Source organism: Demequina sediminis, from assembly GCF_030296675.1.
Classification (GTDB): Bacteria; Actinomycetota; Actinomycetes; order Actinomycetales; family Demequinaceae; genus Demequina; species Demequina sediminis.
The window spans coordinates 1252127-1271039 of record NZ_AP027736.1; the positions used below are offsets into that span (position 1 = coordinate 1252127).

14 protein-coding genes are annotated in these 18913 nt (G+C 66.5%); 10 read left to right on the plus strand and 4 right to left on the minus strand.

Annotation, left to right across the window (positions count from 1 at the left end; genetic code table 11):
- Positions 1-103 precede the first annotated feature (103 nt).
- The 5 genes from QUE44_RS06385 (at position 104) to QUE44_RS06405 (ending at position 11248) form a co-directional block, all read left to right on the plus strand.
- A complete protein-coding gene (locus QUE44_RS06385) occupies positions 104-1174 on the plus strand; it encodes a restriction endonuclease subunit S (RefSeq protein ID WP_286216527.1) in 1071 nt (356 codons plus the stop codon).
- Positions 1174-2232 carry a 5'-nucleotidase gene (locus QUE44_RS06390; protein ID WP_286216528.1) on the plus strand — a complete coding sequence of 353 codons (1059 nt, stop codon included), beginning with the start codon at positions 1174-1176 and terminating at the stop codon, positions 2230-2232. The genes QUE44_RS06385 and QUE44_RS06390 overlap by 1 nt, the downstream gene beginning before the upstream one ends.
- An 88-nt stretch (positions 2233-2320) precedes the next feature.
- Positions 2321-5497, plus strand: coding sequence for a type I restriction endonuclease subunit R (locus QUE44_RS06395; protein ID WP_286216529.1), 3177 nt, complete (start codon positions 2321-2323; stop codon positions 5495-5497).
- A 427-nt stretch (positions 5498-5924) separates the two neighbouring features.
- Positions 5925-9269 carry a DEAD/DEAH box helicase gene (locus QUE44_RS06400; RefSeq protein ID WP_286216530.1) on the plus strand — a complete coding sequence of 1115 codons (3345 nt, stop codon included), beginning with the start codon at positions 5925-5927 and terminating at the stop codon, positions 9267-9269.
- A complete protein-coding gene (locus QUE44_RS06405) occupies positions 9266-11248 on the plus strand; it encodes an AAA family ATPase (RefSeq protein WP_286216531.1) in 1983 nt (660 codons plus the stop codon). The genes QUE44_RS06400 and QUE44_RS06405 overlap by 4 nt, the downstream gene beginning before the upstream one ends.
- Before the next feature lie 198 nt (positions 11249-11446).
- Here QUE44_RS06405 and QUE44_RS06410 read toward each other — a convergent pair whose 3' ends face one another.
- The 3 genes from QUE44_RS06410 to QUE44_RS06420 all read right to left on the minus strand — a co-directional run bounded on the left by QUE44_RS06410 (position 11447) and on the right by QUE44_RS06420 (position 15115).
- Positions 11447-12412, minus strand: coding sequence for a restriction endonuclease (locus tag QUE44_RS06410; protein ID WP_286216532.1), 966 nt, complete (start codon positions 12410-12412; stop codon positions 11447-11449).
- 130 nt (positions 12413-12542) lie between these two features.
- Entirely contained in the window at positions 12543-12995 is a 453-nt protein-coding gene (locus QUE44_RS06415; RefSeq protein ID WP_350226914.1) for an HNH endonuclease, read from the minus strand.
- 29 nt (positions 12996-13024) lie between these two features.
- The gene (locus tag QUE44_RS06420; RefSeq protein WP_286216533.1) at positions 13025-15115 is read right to left on the minus strand and encodes a nuclease-related domain-containing DEAD/DEAH box helicase; all 2091 of its coding nucleotides are present in this window, start codon (positions 15113-15115) and stop codon (positions 13025-13027) included.
- A gap of 235 nt (positions 15116-15350) precedes the next feature.
- Between QUE44_RS06420 and QUE44_RS06425 the strand changes: the two genes are divergently transcribed.
- On the plus strand, positions 15351-15536 hold the full coding sequence (locus tag QUE44_RS06425) for a hypothetical protein (RefSeq protein WP_286216534.1): 186 nt from the start codon (positions 15351-15353) through the stop codon (positions 15534-15536).
- Between the two features lie 128 nt (positions 15537-15664).
- Here the strand turns inward: QUE44_RS06425 and QUE44_RS06430 are convergent, their stop codons facing one another.
- Complete coding sequence (locus QUE44_RS06430; RefSeq protein WP_286216535.1) at positions 15665-16054, minus strand: DUF2510 domain-containing protein; 390 nt, start codon at positions 16052-16054, stop codon at positions 15665-15667.
- A gap of 457 nt (positions 16055-16511) precedes the next feature.
- On the opposite strand from QUE44_RS06430, the gene QUE44_RS06435 reads away from it, so the two are divergent.
- The 4 genes from QUE44_RS06435 to QUE44_RS06450 are packed head-to-tail and all read left to right on the plus strand — an operon-like array spanning position 16512 to position 18906.
- Positions 16512-16715 (plus strand): SAV_915 family protein, encoded by a 204-nt coding sequence (locus QUE44_RS06435; RefSeq protein ID WP_286216538.1) that lies wholly within the window; start codon positions 16512-16514, stop codon positions 16713-16715.
- A complete protein-coding gene (locus QUE44_RS06440) occupies positions 16712-17011 on the plus strand; it encodes a hypothetical protein (protein ID WP_286216539.1) in 300 nt (99 codons plus the stop codon). The genes QUE44_RS06435 and QUE44_RS06440 overlap by 4 nt, the downstream gene beginning before the upstream one ends.
- The gene (locus tag QUE44_RS06445; protein WP_286216540.1) at positions 17008-18132 is read left to right on the plus strand and encodes a hypothetical protein; all 1125 of its coding nucleotides are present in this window, start codon (positions 17008-17010) and stop codon (positions 18130-18132) included. The genes QUE44_RS06440 and QUE44_RS06445 overlap by 4 nt, the downstream gene beginning before the upstream one ends.
- A gap of 12 nt (positions 18133-18144) precedes the next feature.
- Positions 18145-18906, plus strand: a complete 762-nt coding sequence (locus QUE44_RS06450) for a hypothetical protein (RefSeq protein ID WP_286216542.1) — start codon at positions 18145-18147, stop codon at positions 18904-18906.
- The last annotated feature ends 7 nt before the right edge of the window (positions 18907-18913 follow it).

An 18913-nucleotide genomic window follows, 5' to 3' on the forward strand; every position in this document is an offset into this window, starting at 1 on the left:
CTTGCTCGAGTCGCCGCTACGAAGCGGATTCACGATTCCCGCGGCATCTCGCGGGACCGGCGTACGAATGCTCAACATGGGCGAGCTCTTTAAGTATCCACGCGTGCCCGACATCGAGATGGTCCGGGTAAACGCTCCAAGTGCGGCCGAGGATCGGGCCTACCTGAAGAAGAACGATCTCCTTTTCGCGCGCCGCTCCTTGACGCTCGAGGGCGCGGGCAAGTGCGCGATCGTCGCTGAGGTCACTACGCCGACGACTTGGGAGAGTTCGATCATTCGCGCTCGCGTAGACGCCAACAGGGCGAGCGCCCCCTTCCTGTATTACTACTTTCGATCACCGCAGGGCCGCCGTCAGATGGAGACAATCGTCGAACAGGTGGCAGCGGCCGGCATCCGCCTCACCGATCTCGCCAAACTCAACGTCCCTAGCCCTCCCCTCCCCGAGCAGCAGGCGATCGCCGAGGTGCTGGGCGCTCTCGACGACAAGATCGCCGCCAACACCGCCCTCGCCGCCACCGCCGAGCGCATCGCCTCGGCCACCTACGACGCGATGACTCGGACGTGGCCACGCGTATTGATGAGCACTGTGCTCGACCCGATTCTCGGCGGCACGCCCGCGCGAGCGCGGGAGGACTACTGGGCCGGTGGCGACCAGCTTTGGATATCGGCCCGCGACATCACGTCCGCCCCTAGCCACGTTGTGGTCGATACCGCCGAGAAGATCACGTCAGCGGCCCTTGCTGAAACCAAGGCCAAGGCGCTGCCCGCGGGGTCAGTGATCTTGACGGCACGTGGAACGGTAGGTGAGGTTGGCCGCCTGGCGCGACCCGCTTCCTTCAACCAGTCGTGCTACGGCTTCCGCCCAGACGTCTTGCCGCCGAGCCTCCTCTACTTCGCGGTTCTTCAGGCTACCGAACGTGCCAAAGCCGTCGCGCACGGATCCGTGTTCGACACAATCACGAAGGCCACGTTCGACCACCTCCATCTCGCATGGGACGAAGTGCAGGCACCCCGCGCGGAGGTGCAAATAGCACCCCTGCTTCAAGTCGTCGCTACGTCGATCGAAGAAAACCGCACCCTCGCAGCGACCCGCGACGCGCTGCTCCCCCAGCTCATGTCGGGCAAGCTCCGCGTTCGCGACGCTGAGGCTGCGGCATCCGAGGCGGGAGCCTGATGCCATACGAGCTTGGGCATCGGCTCGTCATCGGAATCGCGTCGAGCGCGCTCTTCGACCTGACGGACTCCGATGCATACTTCCGCGCGCATGGCGAAGAGGCGTACCGCACCTATCAAGCGGGCCGAATCGATGAGACGCTCGGTCCCGGCGTTGCCTTCGGATTCATTCGCAAGTTGTTGGGCCTCAATGATCTACGCCCCGATGACCCGCTCGTCGAGGTGATCGTCCTCTCCAGGAATGATCCCTCGACCGGGCTTCGCGTCATGCGGTCGATCGAGGCGCACGGCCTCGCGATCAGCCGCGCCATCTTCACCCAAGGCGAGTCACCCTACGAGTACATCGGGGCGTTGTCGATGTCACTCTTCCTGTCGGGTCAGGAGCAGAGCGTGCGTGATGCCATGGCTGCCGGCTTTCCCGCCGGGCTTGTACTGGCGTCAGCCGATTCCGGTCGTGACGATGACACCGTGCGAGTCGCGCTTGACTTCGATGGTGTGATCGCAAGCGACGAGTCCGAGCAGGTGTTTCAAAGCGGCGGCGGACTGCCCGCCTTCCACCAACACGAGGTGGAGAAGAGGACCGTCCCGCTCGCGCGCGGCCCCCTCAGCGAGTTCCTGCGCGACCTCAACATGATTCAGAGCGTCGAGCGCGAGCATCGTCAGACGAATCCCGACTACCAGCCGCGGCTCCGCGTCTCGATCGTCACCGCCCGAAACGCGCCCTCGCACGAGCGAGCCGTCAACACTCTCGAGGAGTGGGGCGTCACCGTCAACGACGCCTTCTTCCTCGGCGGTATCGACAAGGGCACCATCCTGCAGGTCATGCGACCCGATATCTACTTCGATGACCAGCGAGGCCACCTCGAATCCACGTCGAGGCATGCGGCGAGCGTGCATATCCCTTACGGCATCGCGAACGAACGGCCAGCGACGACGGCTTCCGCGAATCGGGTGGGACCGGCCGTTGCCAGCGGCGAGGCACCACAGCCCGAAAGCCAGGCCACCGACACGGCAACGGGCCGCATCGTCTCTCGCTCGATAGAAAACACCACCACATGAGCAGCACTGCGACGCCGCGAGCGGCCAAGGGTCGCGCGGGAGACGAACCATCCATGAACCATCGACGCCGAGGACCTGGAGAACTGACGTGACCGCACTGTCTGAAGCAGATTGGGAACAGGACGCGCTCGAAACCCTGGCCGAGCCCCTTGGCTGGCGCCCAGCCAGGGGCGAAGACATCGCGCCCGGGACGAGCGAGCGCGAGACGTGGGACGACATCCTCATCAGACCGCGCCTGCTCGACGCGCTGCGTCGCCTCAACCCCGGCGTCCCCGGCGAGTACCTCCAGCAGGCGGTCGCTGAGATCGCAGCGCCGAAATCGCAGGATGCGATCACCGAGAATCACCGCATCCACGAGTACCTGGTCGCCGGATACCCGTTGTCCTACATCGACTCCGATGGGGTCGAGCGAAACCCGCGGCTCCGGCTGCTCGGCTCCGACCCTGCGGAGAACGACTGGCTGGCCGTGAACCAGGTGACGATCCGCCAGGGTGATCTGCACCGCCGGTTCGACATCGTGCTTTTCGTCAATGGCATGCCCCTGGTCATCGTCGAGTTGAAGCGGGCGGGCTCCGCATCCACCGGCGTCGCGCCGGCCCACGCACAGCTGCAGACCTACTTGCGCGAGTTCCCCATGGCGTTTCGGTTCTGCGTGCTCACCCTCGCGAGCGACGGGCTGGAGGCGAAGTACGGCACTCCCTTCACCCCGCTCAACCACTTCGCGCCGTGGAACGTAAATGACGATGGCGCACCGCTCCAGCAACCGCGCATTGAGGACGCCGTCTCCGTGGAGCCCATTGACGACGCGCTCAACGGGCTCTTCAACCAGGAGCGGTTCCTGCAGTTGGTACGCAACTTCACCGCGTTCGATGAGGGCGCGGACGGGCTGGTCAAGCGCATCGCGAAACCCCACCAGTACTTCGCAGTCACCAAAGCTGTCGGAAGCACCGTGCAGGCCGTTGAGACGAACGGCAAGGCCGGCGTCGTCTGGCACACCCAGGGCTCCGGCAAGTCCATGGAAATGGAGCTGTACACGAACCTGGTGTCGCGGCATCCGAAGCTCAAGAACCCCACCGTGGTGGTCGTCACCGACCGCACCGAGCTCGACGGCCAGCTGTTCCAGACCTTCGACCAGAGCCTTCTTCTCGCCGAGAAGCCCGTGCAGGTGCGGGAGCGGGCGCACCTGCGCGACGAACTACGCAATCGGGTCACGGGCGGCATCTACTTCACGACGCTCCAAAAGTTCGGGCTGACCGAGGTGGAGAAGCAGTCCGGTACCCAGCATCCGCTGCTCACCGACCGTCGCAACGTCATCGTCATCGTCGACGAGGCGCACCGCAGCCACTACGACGACCTCGACGGGTACGCCCGACACCTCCGCGATGCGCTGCCGAACGCCACTCTGATCGCCTTCACCGGCACGCCCATCTCGCTCGCCGAGCGCGACACCCGGGCGGTGTTCGGCGACTACATCGACATCTACGATCTCACCCGCGCCGTGGACGACGGCGCGACCGTGCCGGTGTACTTCGAGCCGCGACTGATCAGGGTTTCGCTCGCCGATGGCGCGACCGAGGAGGCCATCGACCGCGCCGCGGACGAGTACACGGTTGGTCTCGATGACACTGAGCGTGCCCGGCTTGAGGCATCCGTCGCCGTCGTCAATGCCGTCTACGGCGCCCCCGAGCGCATTGAGAAGCTTGCTACCGACATCGTCGAGCACTGGGAGGAACGGCGGGCACGGATGTTGCCGTTCCTCGAGTCCCCGGGCAAGGCGCTGATCGTCGGCGGCACCCGAGAGATCTGCGCCCGTTTGTACTCCGCGATTGTGGCGCTGCGACCGGAATGGCATTCCGACTCGCTGGACGCAGGCCGCATCAAGGTGGTCTACTCCGGCTCCGCATCGGACGTGCCGCCGGTGAGCGAACACGTCCGCCGTGACTCCGAGAACAAGGCCATCAAGGCGCGCCTGAAGGATCCCGCGGACGAGCTTGAGATCGTGATCGTCAAGGACATGATGCTGACGGGCTTCGACGCCCCGCCGCTGCACACGCTCTACCTCGACCGGCCGCTCAAGGGCGCACTGCTGATGCAGACCCTCGCGCGAGTGAATCGCACCTTCCGCGGCAAGGAGGACGGCCTCCTCGTCGCATATGCGCCACTGGCCGACAACCTCGCCAAGGCGCTGTCGGAGTACACGGTCACCGACCAGGAACAGAAGCCCATCGGCCGTGACGTCGACGAGGCCGTGGCGATCGCGGGCGACCTCGTGGCTGCGATCCGCGACATGCTGGTCGGCTGCGACTGGCGTGCGATCCTCGCGAAGGGCGGCCCGCGAGCGCTACGCACGGCCGCGACGACGGTGACGAACCACCTGCGCGACCCGCTCAACCCGCTGAACGCGGAAGACCTCGGTCCGGAGCGTCTTGCCTCCCGCTACCGGACGGCGACGGGGCAGCTCGCGCGCGCCTGGGCGCTCGCCTCAGGGCGCACTGGTCTCGCGGAACTGCACCACGAGATCGCGTTCTACGAAGAGGTACGGGTGTGGATGGCCAAGTTCGACGCGATCGAACGCCAGTCGCGCGACGAGCCCGTGCCAGAGGAGATTTCGCGCCTCCTCGGGGCGCTCGTCGCCGACTCGATCGCGCCGGGCGATGTCCTCGACATCTACGACGCCGCAGGCCTCCCACGACTCGCACTGGATGACCTCGGGCCCGAGTACCTCGCGAAGGCGCAGGCCGCCCCCAACGCTCACCTCGCGATCGAGGCACTGCGCAAGTCGCTGACGGATGCCGGCGCGGCTGTAACTCGCGGCAACCTGGTGCGCCAACGCGCGTTCTCACAGCGCATCGCAGAGATCATGAACAGATACACCAATCAACAACTCACGTCTGCCGAGGTGATCGCTGAACTCGTAGAACTGGCGAAGGAAGTCGCGGCCGAAGCGTCCCGGGGCCAGAACTTCTCACCGCCGCTGTCGGACGATGAGCTCGCGTTCTACGACGCGGTCGCGGCCAATGAGGCGGCGGTCAACGTCCAGGGCGAGGACGTGCTCGCGCAGATCGCGAGGGAACTCGTCGCGGTCATGCAGCGCGACGTGCGAACGGACTGGACCGTGCGCGACGACGTGCGCGCGAAACTGCGTTCATCGATCAAGCGACTGCTCGTGAAATACAAGTACCCGCCGGATAAGCAGCCCGAGGCGATCAAGCTCGTGATGGATCAGATGGAGGCACTGGCGCCGCGCTACGCGGACGAGCGGTGAACCCGAACACGCCCGTGTCGTAGGTGTTGAGAGCGGACTGACGGTTTCTGGTGATCGAGGGCCAATAGAGGTGCCCCGGTGGGCTGGCCGCATGATATGTATGCAGCAGCCATGGGAATTGCCTTGGTGCTGGCGGTCGCGGGCCGGCAGAGTGGTTTCATCATGACTAACTCGAGCAAGACACATATGCTGGCGTAGGTCTTCCGCAGGCTCGCGCGGTCCGACCGGAAGGCGGCCGACGACGCCGTGGTCGCGGCAGTCTGGGATGCGCCGCCGCCAGAGAGTGTCCGAGCAACTCCCGGGAGAATCCGCGAGCGCGGTCACGTGAGATGGGCCACTGAATCTTCCTTATCTCAGACATATCCAATACCTTCTCTAGGAACAAGATCCACGCCGTGGCGGATCGAGTGCTGAGGGGCATAGAGACTTGCACAGGGACCATTTCACCTACACGCCGTCGCTCGATCTGAACGCCGACGCTTTGGCTTCAGCGGGGCTGACGCGGTTGCTGATCATGGACACAGGCGTACCGGACATCGTCGAACACTTCGCCTCGACCCGGTGGAGCGGAGCGACTGACGTTCCCTTGCCCGCAGGCACGTACATCTTCTCGGGCATCGACGAACCGCTCGCCGTCGTCATTCCGTTCGGCAACGGCTTCGCCGACAGCGCATTGGTCCCGGTGGCCGAACTCCGAGACGACCACCCGCTGGCAGAAGCTTGGCGGTGGGGCGAGCACTGGTGGGAGCAGGCCCAGATGGTCGCCGTGCCGGAGTTCAGAGTCATGGAGCGGCTTCAGCAGGGCCGCACGGGCATCGAGGTCACGCCTACGCAGCGGCGTTTCGCGCACGGTCGCTGGACCTACAAGATCACCGTCGACGGCGCCACCATGTGGGAACCGGAGTCCGGCTTGACGCGGGCCGAGGTCGCCGACGATCCCGAGGATTGGGTCGCGGGGGTACCCGCGCCCGTCGCACGGTTCGCCGCCACGCTCAGCCGGGCCAAGTTGAGCAGCCGACTTTCGGACACGCTGTACTCCTTCCGCGCGACACGCACCATCTTCCGGCCGTACCAATTCAAGCCGGTCCTCAAGCTGCTCCAGACCGGCAAGGATCGCTTGCTGATTGCCGACGAGGTCGGCCTCGGAAAGACCATCGAAGCGGGCTTGGTATGGACCGAGATGGAGGCACGGGGGCAAGCGAACCGCGTGCTCGTCGTATGCCCGTCATCGCTCGTCGGCAAGTGGCAGCAGGAGATGGACGAGCGGTTCGGCTTCGACCTCGAGGAGCTCGACGTCAAGGGCCTGAACCGCTTCCTGGCCCGGCACCTCGAGAACCGCTTGCCCAAGCGCTTCCAGTACGTCACTAGCCTCGAGAGGCTCCGCACGTGGTCCGGGCTCGAACCTCTCGCCGACAACCCGCCTGACCTTGACCTGGTCATGGTCGACGAGGCCCACGCGATGCGCAACACAGGCACCAAGTCGAACAAGATGGGCGCGCTCCTGCAGGGATGGAGCGACGCGATCGTCTTCCTCACAGCCACCCCGATCAATCTCCGCCAGTCCGACCTCTACAACCTGTTGGACCTGCTGGTGCCGGAAGACGTCAGCGATCCCGAAGACCTCGAGCAGCGGCTCTTGCCCAACGCCGCACTCAACGCCACGGGCAGGCTGCTTTCCGATCCGAGTGCCACCGCACGGGATCGACTCGCACCCTTGATGGACCTGCCGGAATCGCGCTACAGCACCTACCTGGCCGGCCGACCGGACTTCGCCAAGCTCAAGTCGATCGTTGGCAAACCGGCACTGACACCGGAGAACGTGGTCGAGGCACGTCGACTCATCGCCGACCTCAACTCCCTGTCCACGGTGATCACGCGAACCAAGAAGGCCGAGGTCGACGAGAAGAAGCCTGTGCGCGAACCTCTTTGGCGCCCCGTCGAGTGGACCGCCGAGGAGTCCCGGTTCTATCGCGAGTTCCTCACCTGGTGCGAGGACCGTGCAGCGGCGGTCAACATGCCGTTGCACTTCGCACAGCAGATGCCACTGCGCCTCGCCAGTGCCTGTCTGCCGATGGCTCGGCGCGCCGTACTTGAGTGGACCCCCGACGTCCTCGAGACCGACGAGGCGGGCGAGGACCTCCGGCGCGACGATCTGTCGCCGTCGAAACTTGTCAGACCGCACCGCGAATTGATCGCGGCAGCGGAAGCGCTCTACCCGACGGTAGATACCAAGTTCGACCACCTGGTGCCGGTGATCGAGCAGATGGTCGCCGAGGGGCGACGCACGCTTCTCTTCACCTTCTCGCGCCCGACCTTGGCGTACCTCAAGAACCGGCTCATGACGCGCTTCCGAGTCGCGGAGCTCCACGGCGGCGTGAATCGCGACGGCCGGCGCAAGGTGATGACCGAGTTCCGAGCGGGCGCGTACGACATTGTGCTCGCCAACAAGGTGGCAAGCGAGGGCCTCGACTTCGAGTTCTGCTCGGCGGTCATCAACTACGACCTGCCGTGGAACCCCATGGAGATCGAGCAGCGCATCGGTCGCATCGACCGCATCGGCCAGTGCGAAAGCAAGATACTGGTGGCATCGTTCCGCAACGACGAGACCATCGATGAGCGGATCGTGGCGCGCGTGCTCGACCGCATCGGCATCTTCGAGGAATCCATCGGTCAACTTGAGCCGATCGTCAACAGCCAGATGAAGGTCCTCCGCGAGGCGTTCGACTTCTCCCTGACCGATCAGGAGAGGGCACTGAAGGAAACGCAGTTCCTCACGGCGGTCGAGGAGAACAAGGCAGGTCTGCGCGACGTTGCCGACGCCACCACGGGGCTGATCGTTGGCAACGATGTCGAGGTTGCGGGGCTCGCTGACGAGCTGGAAAAGTCGGGCCGCTACGTTGGGCAGACGGAACTCGCGCACCTGATCGCCGACTGGGCCGAGACCGATGGCGGCGCCCGCGTCGAGGTGTCGCCGGACGGCACGATGGTGACCGTCCAGGGCAATGCCGAGATGGCACGCCGTGTCGAGGCGCTGGCCTCGTCGGGGCGCCGCACCCGGCATGAGACAGACCCGTACGCAGCTCGACTCAAGAGCGAGCTTGAGCTGCACTTCGCACTCGATCAAGAGGTCGCACGTTCCGGCGCCTACGACCTGCTCACCGCGAACAACCCACTAGTGATGGCCGCCGTCGACGTACCTGGGAACAAGCAAGCACGCTTCGCGCACGCACGCGCGCGCCGCCACGACAGCAGCGTCCCAACCGGCACCTACCTTGTGGTGCTCGCACACGCCCAGGTCAATCCGCGAGGGGAGTCCGAGCTCTGGGCTACCGCGGTAGCTCCAACGGGGCAGGTCGATGAAGGCCCTGTCGCCTCCGCGCTTCTGGCGGCACTCGCTCGTGGAGACTTGGAGCAGTCAGCGAGCGCCATCCAGTCGGCACTACTGCCTCGTCTCGCGCAACGGGGGATGGATGCCCTGCACGACCGACACGCGCGGCAGATCGCCACCATCCAGGCGGACTACGCGGCGATGTCGCAGCTCCGCCGCGAGACCCTCGAAGAACAGCACGCTCGCCGTCTCGCGTCCATCCGCCGACGGATCGCCACTGCGCTCGAACGCGGGTCGCAGGACCGCTCGATCAAGGGCTTCCAGGGCATGGAGCGCAAGGCCGTGGCGCGGTATCAGGATCTTGTCTATCGCCTGGAGAACGAGGCCCCTCCGACCATCAAGCTCTCTCCCCTTGCCGTGTGCGCGCTGGAGGTGACGGAATGAACAGGGACGAGGAGATCGTCAACGAGCGCGCGCGCGAGGAGATCTACCGCCGAGCTCTCGACAAGAAGAACCGCGCTCGAATTGAGATCGCCGGAGCCGCGAGCTTCAACTGGACCGGCACCGGGCGCGCGCACGTGGCGGTCATGCCGCGCGGCGAGGTGGCGGGTCGCGTGAAGCTCACTCAGGCGCAAGCATCGATCCCGTCCGGGGAGTACTACATCGGCACTGCACACTACGAGGACGACGCGATCACGGTATTCAGCTGGGCCGCTCCGATCGCAGCTACGTTCTACAGGGAAAGCGGCCACGCACTGTGCGATTCCGTGGCGGGGATTCGAGCATTCGACCGCCGAAGCGACATGATCGCGGACTTCCAGGACTCGTGGCGCCTCGCGGAGCCCGGCACACGTCTGTTCGCGGGGCGGGCCCTCTCCGCACCTCGCGCCCCGAGTAGGCCGCTACCGGCGCCACCTCGCCCGCTTCCCATACCCGCAGCCACTTCTCAAAGAAGCGACTCCGAGGAGACGGGTAGTCCGATCGACGAAGCGGCACCTACGCCGCCGCAGCCCTCGGAGCCGCGCCCCGCATCGTCGCGCACGCTTCGCTCTGGAGACCTCCTGCGCCGTCGCCTCGCCGCACCCCGATCCGAGCGACTCGGTTCGGTTCTCTCGACTCTTCAGGCGGAGCAGTACAGCCTGGTCACGCGGCGTGGCGACGAGGACCTGATCATCGACGGCCACCCTGGGACCGGGAAGACCATCATCGCCGTGCACCGAGCGTCATATCTGGTGAGCGAGGACTACAACGCGCATGCAGACGAGGATGCCACGGTTCACAAGGTGCTGGTCGTCGGCCCGACTGACGAGTACGTCGAGCATGTGTCCGGCGCGATCGACCACCTCAACCAAGGGCACGACCACGTGCGCACGATCTCGCTCCGCCGGCTTCTCGCCATGCTCTCGGGCTTGCAGGAGGTCCCCGAAGGCAAGGCGATCACCACGCTCGAGGACGGTGACGGCTACCTGTGGACCTTGGCTCACAGCGCCGTCTCGATTCTCAAGCGACGACCGGCGCAGATCGACCGGCGCTCCACGCGAGTCCGCCACGCGTACGAGATCCTGCGTGCCAACGGTGAGCACGGCCGGGTGGTCACGCGCGACGAGACGTGGGCTCGGTACCTGCGCAACCTTCCGACGTTCGAGATCGCCAGGACGATGCGCAACCATGTGCCGCTTCTCGCGGCGCTTGGCTGGCATGTCGAGAAGACGCGCGACTTCGCGGGATTCGACCACTTCATCGTCGATGAGGCCCAGGACGTCATGGAGATCGAGTGGACGCTTCTCGACGCGATCAACACGACCGAGCGCTGGACCCTGCTCGGCGACATGAATCAGCGGCGGTCGGACGCGGCGCTAGGTAGTTGGAAACTCGTGGGGAACGCTCTGGGGCTCCTCGACGGAGCCGATCAGGCGCCCGTGACCAGGATCCGCCTCGGGTACCGATCGACAGGGCCGATCATGGCGTTCGCGAACCGCCTGCTACCCAAGGAACAGCGCACGCTCGAGTCGATCCAGGCTGGCGGCCCGGAAGTGGGCGTGCTGCGTGTGCGTGAGGCGGCCGTCCATGAGCAAGCGCTCGGCGAGGCCGTCAGTCTGCTGGGAAACAACCCGGAAGGCACCGTCGCGATCATCGGAGTGGAAGGCGCCGTCACCGAGACTGTGATGCGCAGGAAGGGATGGAAGAAGCACCCCCAGCATGCCTACCGATGGCGTCGCGAGAACCGCTCGCTCGATGTTCTCCATCCCGATCACGCACGCGGGCTGGAGTGGGACGGGGTGGTGGTGGTCGAACCCGCCCGGTTCCCCGTCAACTTCCTGCGTCACGGGCTGCTCTACACCAGTCTGACGCGCGCGAATCGTGAGCTTCGCGTGGTACACGCTCAGCCGCTACCCGAACCGCTTCGCGGGCGCGAACGGTAGATTTCATGCGACGCGGCGCCGCATAGGAAGTGCGCGCCGGCGGCCCTGAAGGCTGCGCGCACACGGATCTATTTCACAGGCCCGTGTGGACGCGAGAAGATTGCATGGTGCTAGTTGTTTGGGGCAGTTGACGGCGATGTGCGCGCGACCGAACTCGGCGGTGGTTCCGCGTTGCGGCGCTCTCGACCCTGGCTCGGGTCACGAGAAGAAGTCTTCGTCGATCTCCACGATGCTGACCGTCTCACGCACTTGAACGCCGATACCGTATCTGATCATGAGATCCGTCAGACGCGCGCCGTCGATCAGGATGATCCGCGTCGGCACCGCCTCCGCGTAGGTCTTCGCACCCTCCGAAAATCGACTGGTCGTGATGAACACGCCACGGTCGGCCTTGCCTGCGAGCGCTCCGACGAACCCCTGAACGTCAGGCCTTTGCACCACGTTGTGGCCTGCGTAGCGCTTCGCTTGGATGTAGACCTTGCTCAAGCCCAGGACGTCCTGGTCGATCACGCCGTCGATCCCACCGTCATTGCTCAGCTGAGTTACTGAGCCTCGACCTCCAGTACCCCCGTAGCCCATGGCGAGCAGCAGCTTGACGACAGCATCTTCAAAGAAGCCCGCGTCCTTGCCCTGCAACCTCGCCAAGAGTTCCTCGGCAACGTCCTCGTGAATGCGAGAGACACCACTCTGGACTTGCTCAGTTGGCGTCATCGACACCGCTTCAGCCGGCGCAGTAGGTACTTCCTTGGTCGCCGACCGTGTGGTGGGCTCGTAAGGGCGGATCGGTGTGGACGGATCTTCCGCGACAGCGTTCACATCGCCTTCTCGCATCCCGTCCGGGAAGCGATCGAGAAGATAGCGACCGCCCTCAGTCATGACGTATCGACCTCGGGACGGCCGCTCGAGTCCACCCACGATGGCAAGGAACGACAGCCCCCACCCGATGCGGTTCTCATAGAGCAACTGACCGGACGGCAACGTCACCGAGCGCTGCTCCGCCGTGAGTCCTACATACTCGGCGACGAGGGGGCACAGGTCGCGTCGGTGCCTAATCTCACCGTCCGCCATCACGCGGAGCGTGGGAACCATGAACTCCTCCCACGTCGGCATCTGGTTCATCGTCGCCCGCCCTCCACACCACGCGTCCGTCAGCACCTTGCTCATGACACCCTAGGGTGGATTCTGAGCACCGGGTGGCATCTGTCGTTGCCTGCCTCGCATTCCTTCCCACAACAAACAGCTACGCATACGTCGGAGACCACGCAATCCCGATGATCTGGAGAGCCGCCGGCAGCTACCGGCGCAGTTGGGCTTCAGCCTCGCTCATCACCGCACGAACACGAACATCTGCCCCCACTGGGAAATACCCGCGCCGCCGCTTCTCCAATGCGAGGACGTACCACCACGGCGGGGTCATGTCGCGCTTGCGGCGGTTGTGGTCTCGGCACAGCGCCTGACCATTGCTGACCACCATGGGACCGCCTTTGGAGTGCGGGAAGATGTGATCGATCTCGGTGGCTAAGTCTGGACACCGCCCCCAGGCGACGGACACCGCTCCCTCGCATCGTCCACCCGCGCGTTCGAAGACTGTGGCGCGGGCACCGTACTTGTATCCTCGCCACGGGTCGCGACGCGAGCTCACCGGTCCCCTGCCCAGCATCGGGAAGGAAGTCACGATCGCGAATGCCACGGCTGGAATAATCAGCGGTAGGAACGGGCTCATCGTGGCCCAGAGCGTGTCTAGCATCGCTCCCGCCACGTCGACCTGTGCTTTCACTACGACGCCACCCCGAGCCACAGCCCATCACGCGCACGGGTCGCACCGACAAAGAGCTCGCGCCGCTCCAGCTCCCAGCGTTCGCGCTCCAGGCCATCAAGCGGCGGCTCGCCCCCGCCCAGTGCCGCTTCGCGCAGATACGGCAGCAGCACCTGTTTGAACTCAAGCCCTTTGGCCCGCTTGATCGTGCCCACCTTCACCGCGTCGACCGGCACGCCGTCGTACTTGTCGAGCTCGAGCACGGGCAGACGCGCGGCCTTGAGCGCACCGACCGCCTGCCGCACCGCCCACGTCGACGAGCAGAGCACAGCCACGTCGCCGAGCCCCGTGCCCATTGCCTCCGTCGCCGCCCGAACTCTCGCGACCATCACACGATCATGCTCGCCCTGCGTCGCGCATCGTGCGACCACCGGCTCGGGACCGTGACGCGGCACGTCCGCGGGGCGCTCGCCGCGTGCGACCTCGCCCTCGATGTCCGCGTACTCGCTTCCTGCGATCACAGTGTGTGCGAAGCCGAGCACCTCGGCCGTGTTCCGGTAGTTCACATCCATCACCACGCCGCGGCCGGCCACCGAGACCCCCGCCTCGGCAAGCGTGTACCCGCCGGGATAGATGGACTGCTGACCGTCGCCGATCAGCGTCAGCCCGTCTGTCGCGTCCCCCACCACCGTGTGCAGCATCCGCACCATCGCGCAGGACAGGTCCTGCGCCTCGTCAACGATGACCGCCACGTACGGGTCCTCGAGCGGCTGACGCTTGAGTTCCGCCTCCGCCAGCAGGATCGCGTCCTCGAAATCGTGCACCCTCGCCTCCCGCAGCAGCCGGGTGTACTCCATATAGAGATCCCACACCGCGCCGCGTTCAGCCAACCCGAGACGATGCGTGCGCCCCGTCCGCGTCAGGTCGGAGTACTCGTGAAACTGGGTCAGGCCACGCCCCTTGATGACGTAGCGGAGTTCCTCTTGCCAGTACCGCTTGGTCAGGCCCTTGGCACGCAACGGGCTACTCGGTGGCACCGCCGCCCAAGCCCGCTCGAATGCGCCGTCCGCGCGACGGCTGTCGATCCGGCATGCGACCCCACGGTTCGCCAGGACATCGAGCGCGAAGCGGTGCACGCCGGTGAACTCCACCCGATCCACGGCGTCGGGCGCCATACGGCGTAGGTTCTCGCGCATCACGTCCGGCAGCGTGCGGATGAAGGTCGCGAATAGGATTTTGCCTTGCCGAGTTCCGGCGAGGTAGGCGGCACGATGCAAGCCCACGACTGTCTTGCCGGTGCCTGCCGCACCTCGGATGCGAGAGGGTCCGTTGAAACTGCGGCGCACCAGCTTCGCCTGATTGGGGTGGAGGAAGCTCATCCAGTCCTCGATGGGTTGCGCCAGGATCCCCTCGAGCAGGGCAGCCTCGACCTCGTCAGACGTGATGAGCTCCTCGATCACGGACGTCGGCGCGGGCGCCGACGCAGCCACCACCGGCTCGGGAAGAGTGGGCGTGGGGGCGGGAGCCGCGTGCACCTGAGGGAGCAGGGCGAGCGCGCGACCCAACACCACGTCCACCTGCGCCTCAGTCAGGCGCGCGCCGCGCGACGCGATGTTGCGCAGGATGTCGCCCTCGCCCACCACTAGTACGGGACCGATGCGCTCGCCAATCCCCTTCTGCCCCGCCAGCACCGCGACGGCGTGGACTTCGCCGGGTGCGAGCCCGACCTCGGCAAGGTCACCCTCGATGGTGTCCGCCAGGTCCGCGAGCGCCATCAGGTCCTCGGTGACGTCCTCGTCACCGCGGTGGATGCGCCCCTGGCGCATCGACACGTCCTTCCACGCCTTGGTGTCGACAATGAACACGCCCTGCGGGCCGATCACCACGAGATCCACCTGGGCACGCCTGCTGCCAGGCCAACGGCGGTCGGCCAGGAAGTGCACACCGATCGCGGCGAGCGGCGCAAGCACCTGCATCGTTCGCTTCTCGGTCACCGCGGCCACGCCGTAGCGGGCGGCCGCCGCGCGCGCCTCAGCCGCCGCAGCCGTGTACTGCTCGGCTAGAGCCGCCTGGCGTCGCGCCTCGGCCTCCGCCGATCCTCCAGCAGTCATCACTGAACCCCCTGGCAGGAGACTACTCACACAACCGTGGGGGACGTAGCCCGCGTCGCCAACTGCGCGCTCGCGCTCACGAATTCGGGGGTGTTCGGCGCCGGAGAACTGCCCGTCCTCTGTCAATACACGCGAATGCGGGGTTCCCGGCACTGCGCGCCATCACAGGTCCACCGGGCCAGCATCGGGTCGGCAGCGGTGGCGTAGGTGAACCGCCTGTGCTGAGGAACGCCCTATGGCCAACAGCTACAAGACCCCCTTCCCCTCTCCCCGCGCCGCGATGCGCCCGGGCGCCGACCTCCTCGCGAAGTGCACCGCGCGCGGATCACCCAAGCCACCTCACGCCGTGCACCCGTGCAGGCAAAGAGACGCGTGCCACGTGACGTCGCAGCCGACCAAGTCCGAGGAACTCAACCACTGACCCAGGACTCGGCGGGTGCTCGCGACCTCGCCCGACGCAATTCACCGCGATCGACGAATCACGTCGTCACCAAGTTCGCACTCGGGGGCGCGGACCCTCCGGCCCTGACTTCGCCCACCACGGATCGTTCAGGACACCTTTTCAAACACCATCGTCGCTTGGATACGATCGCCACCGCCCATGCCCTTGCTCCCGGAAGCTGCGGTCGAGATCGTATGCAACCGATAGCCGAGCGCCGCTTGGCGGTTGATGACACGCTCGAGTTCGGTCAAATTCCCGGAACCCGTACCCCACAGCTTCTCTTTGAGAATCACCTGAAGCACGACATAGGTCATCCCCTGGGGCGCGGGTCGTGGCCGTGCGCCCGATACCGCCTCAGCCTCAATCCTGCTGACGACTCCGCTGAGGCCCTGCTGCTTCGGCTCCTCGGCCTGGAACTCGTCGGTCCACTCGCGACCGTCCCACCACCGCATCTTGCCTGAACCATCGTCGTACCATCCCGCTACGGCGTTTGCCATGTTCCGCCCCTCAATCAGGGAGCGCCGGGCGCTCCACTCATAGCCTGCCCCATCGTGGCGCAGAGCCTCGCCCGTACGCGCCGTTGTGCCTGCTCAGGGTGCGGCCGACATCGACGCACTGTCTTCGCGCTTGCAACCCGTGTACTCGACGGCACTTGACCCCGACCTCTCGATCGGTGAGCCACCATCGGCACCAGCCGCGCCCACCCGACGCGACGTGACCACGGCCCGGCATGGCCGCAGCGTCACGGCAGCCTGGCCGAGCCTCGCGCGAAGCCGAGCCGCGTAGCCCCCCACAGCATCGGCCCTCTCCCGCGAAGCCGCGCTAAGGTGGCTCCCACCACCTACGAGTCCGCACCAGGGGGATGCCACTCATGGACCTTCAACCGTCCGTGATTGTGCCGCCGGTTCTGTATCTGTCGGTGCGCGAGCACCCCGAAGGGGATCGTTCCCCGAGGTGCGCGCGCTGCGCGACGGTCGCACCGCGCTGCTTGCGTACACCGCGCTCGACCGGCTCGCGGACGGCTGCGGCGAAAATCAGCCGTGGGCGCTCCTCCACACGTCCCACTTGGGCGAGGTCAAGGCGCAGCAGCCTTTCGATGTGGTCGCCTTCGACCAGAAGATGCCCTCCCATCTGGTCAAGAACGGGCGTCTCGCATGAGTGAGATCGCCGTCAGCAAGGACCAACTGAATGTGCGTTTTGACGATGCCCTGGTGCACGTCGACGCCCTCGACACCACCCTCGCGGGCGTCCCTGACGCCCCGGACGGCGGGATTGCGTCGGAGCTGATCGGCTTCGCGATGGCCGCCGCGCTCGACGCGGCAGGAACCACGGCGGATGGCTATCGGGCGCTGATCGCCGTCGCGAAGGACGTCCTCGAGGACTTCTCCTCCAACGAGCAGCGCGCCGTGGAGGAGCTCGCAGACCTGAAGTCCGCCGTCCAGGACGAGTCATGAGCATCAGCCTCACCATCCCCGGCGATCCCACCGCGATTCGCGCCGCCGCCCAGTGGCTGGACCCGACGCTCAAGGACGCCGTGGTCACCGCGGATCTCGAACTCGCCTACGTGGTGGGCGACGCTCAGTACCTGTGGCAGGGCCAGTCGGGATACGCGTTCAACTCGGCGGCGCAGGCGGTGCGCCGCGCGAACGACAACGTGCACAGCTACATCGCCGATGTCGCCGAGGTCATGCGCGCCTACGCCGGCCGCCTCGAGCGTGGTGCCGAGGACTTTGCGGCCCTCGCCTCACGCGCCCGCGACGAGGGTCTCACGGTGGTGGGCGACGCGATCTCCCCGCCGTCGACGTGGCTGCAGTTCTGCCCCGATCCGAATGGTCCCGACTCCCCCGAGCTCGACGAGTGGAACCGGTACATGGACCGGGTGAAGGTCTACCAGGAGATCTCCGCGGAGGTCGGCACCTGGTGGGGCGACCTCGAGACGTGGATCGCGGAGCACTTCTCCCCTCTCGTGGGCCGCGTCAACGATCTCAAGGAGGGCGCGACGGCCCTCGAGGGGCTCACCAAGGGCAACGAGGAGGCCGTGGGCCTCGCCTTTGAATATGCCGATGCGCGAACGGCCCGCGATCTCGCAGGCTTCCGCGCCCACGTGAGCGATCTGCAGCTGCAGGCGGATGCGTTCCAGGCCGGACTGCGCTCGGGCAACCCCGCGATCCGCGCTGCCGCGGAGGCCGCGGATCCCGCGGCGGTGCGCCAGGGCATCCGCGCCCTCAACGAGACGATTGCGGGCGTGTCGAAGTCCTCGCGCATCATCCCGGTCGCGGGCACCGTGATCGACGTGGTGAGCGCAGGCGTCGAGGTCGCCGCGGGTGGTTCCCCGTCCAGCGCAGGAGTGGGACTCCTCGGCGGCGCCGCCGGCGCTGGGCTCGCGGGCGGAGCAATCGCCGCCGCCGGCGTGGCCGTCCCGCCGCTGGGCGTCGCGATCGTGGTCGCGGGCGCCGCGGTGGCCGTCGGCGAAGGCGCCAAGTGGGCGTGGGAAGCCTGGGTCCCCCTCGATACACGCGAATCCATCGACGCGGGCCTGCACGACTTTGGCAGCTGGCTCAACCCCTTCGACTGAATCGGATCATCCGTGGCAGACCTGCAGACTCACATCCGACTCTCCGCACGCACGCCCGCCGGCGCGGGGCACGCGGCTTCGGGGGCGCGCCCCGCCTCACCCGCCATGCTCTACGTCGCGATCGGCGTGCCGGCCCTCATCGCGGCCGGCGTAGCCCTTGCGACGGACGATCCCGCGCTGCGCCTGGTGCTGGCCGCGGTCGCGGTGATGATGGCGATGTTCCTCGGATACATGCGCACCCTCGTGAGCGCGACTGCCCCGCAGCGCGTGCGTGCCCGCGCAGACGGACCGCTCACCTTCATCCCACCCGCCGCGCTCGACCGATGGCCGTTTCCCATCGCCGGCACGGGCCTCCTGCCCGGGATCATCGCCGCCACGTTCGACCCGACCATCCTGTCGGGACAGGGCGCGGTGTGGATCTGGGCGATCACGGGCCTCTCGATCGGCTGGCTGGCCCAACAGGCGATGGCGCTCCGCATCCCGCGGGGGCTCGAGGTCTCCGAGTCCGGCCTGGTGGGCGTGCGCGGCGCGACCCGCCTGCGCCTCACCTGGGACCAGGTGGGCGAGGTCACGACCCGACCCGCAGGCCGTGATGGCGAGCTTGTGATCGACTCGACCGAGGGTGGCACCTTCATCAACGCGTCACGGCTGGGTTCCGACCCGGCAGTGGTCGCGGCCGTGATCGCCCACTACCGCGACCACCCGCAGGATCGCCACCTGCTCGCGGCCCCGCTGCCCGCTCTTCGTCACGTCGAACAGACGCACGCCTCCTGATCGCGGG

Excerpts from the sequence above, each read along its gene's own strand:
- QUE44_RS06430 (WP_286216535.1), bottom strand. The coding sequence starts at position 16,054 with ATGGCAAACGCCGTAGCGGGATGGTACGACGATGGTTCAGGCAAGATG.
- QUE44_RS06415 (WP_350226914.1), bottom strand. The coding sequence starts at position 12,995 with ATGCTAGACACGCTCTGGGCCACGATGAGCCCGTTCCTACCGCTGATT.
- QUE44_RS06440 (WP_286216539.1), top strand. The coding sequence starts at position 16,712 with ATGAGTGAGATCGCCGTCAGCAAGGACCAACTGAATGTGCGTTTTGAC.
- QUE44_RS06405 (WP_286216531.1), top strand. The coding sequence starts at position 9,266 with ATGAACAGGGACGAGGAGATCGTCAACGAGCGCGCGCGCGAGGAGATC.
- QUE44_RS06425 (WP_286216534.1), top strand. The coding sequence starts at position 15,351 with ATGGCCAACAGCTACAAGACCCCCTTCCCCTCTCCCCGCGCCGCGATG.
- QUE44_RS06410 (WP_286216532.1), bottom strand. The coding sequence starts at position 12,412 with ATGAGCAAGGTGCTGACGGACGCGTGGTGTGGAGGGCGGGCGACGATG.
- QUE44_RS06390 (WP_286216528.1), top strand. The coding sequence starts at position 1,174 with ATGCCATACGAGCTTGGGCATCGGCTCGTCATCGGAATCGCGTCGAGC.
- QUE44_RS06420 (WP_286216533.1), bottom strand. The coding sequence starts at position 15,115 with ATGACTGCTGGAGGATCGGCGGAGGCCGAGGCGCGACGCCAGGCGGCT.
- QUE44_RS06445 (WP_286216540.1), top strand. The coding sequence starts at position 17,008 with ATGAGCATCAGCCTCACCATCCCCGGCGATCCCACCGCGATTCGCGCC.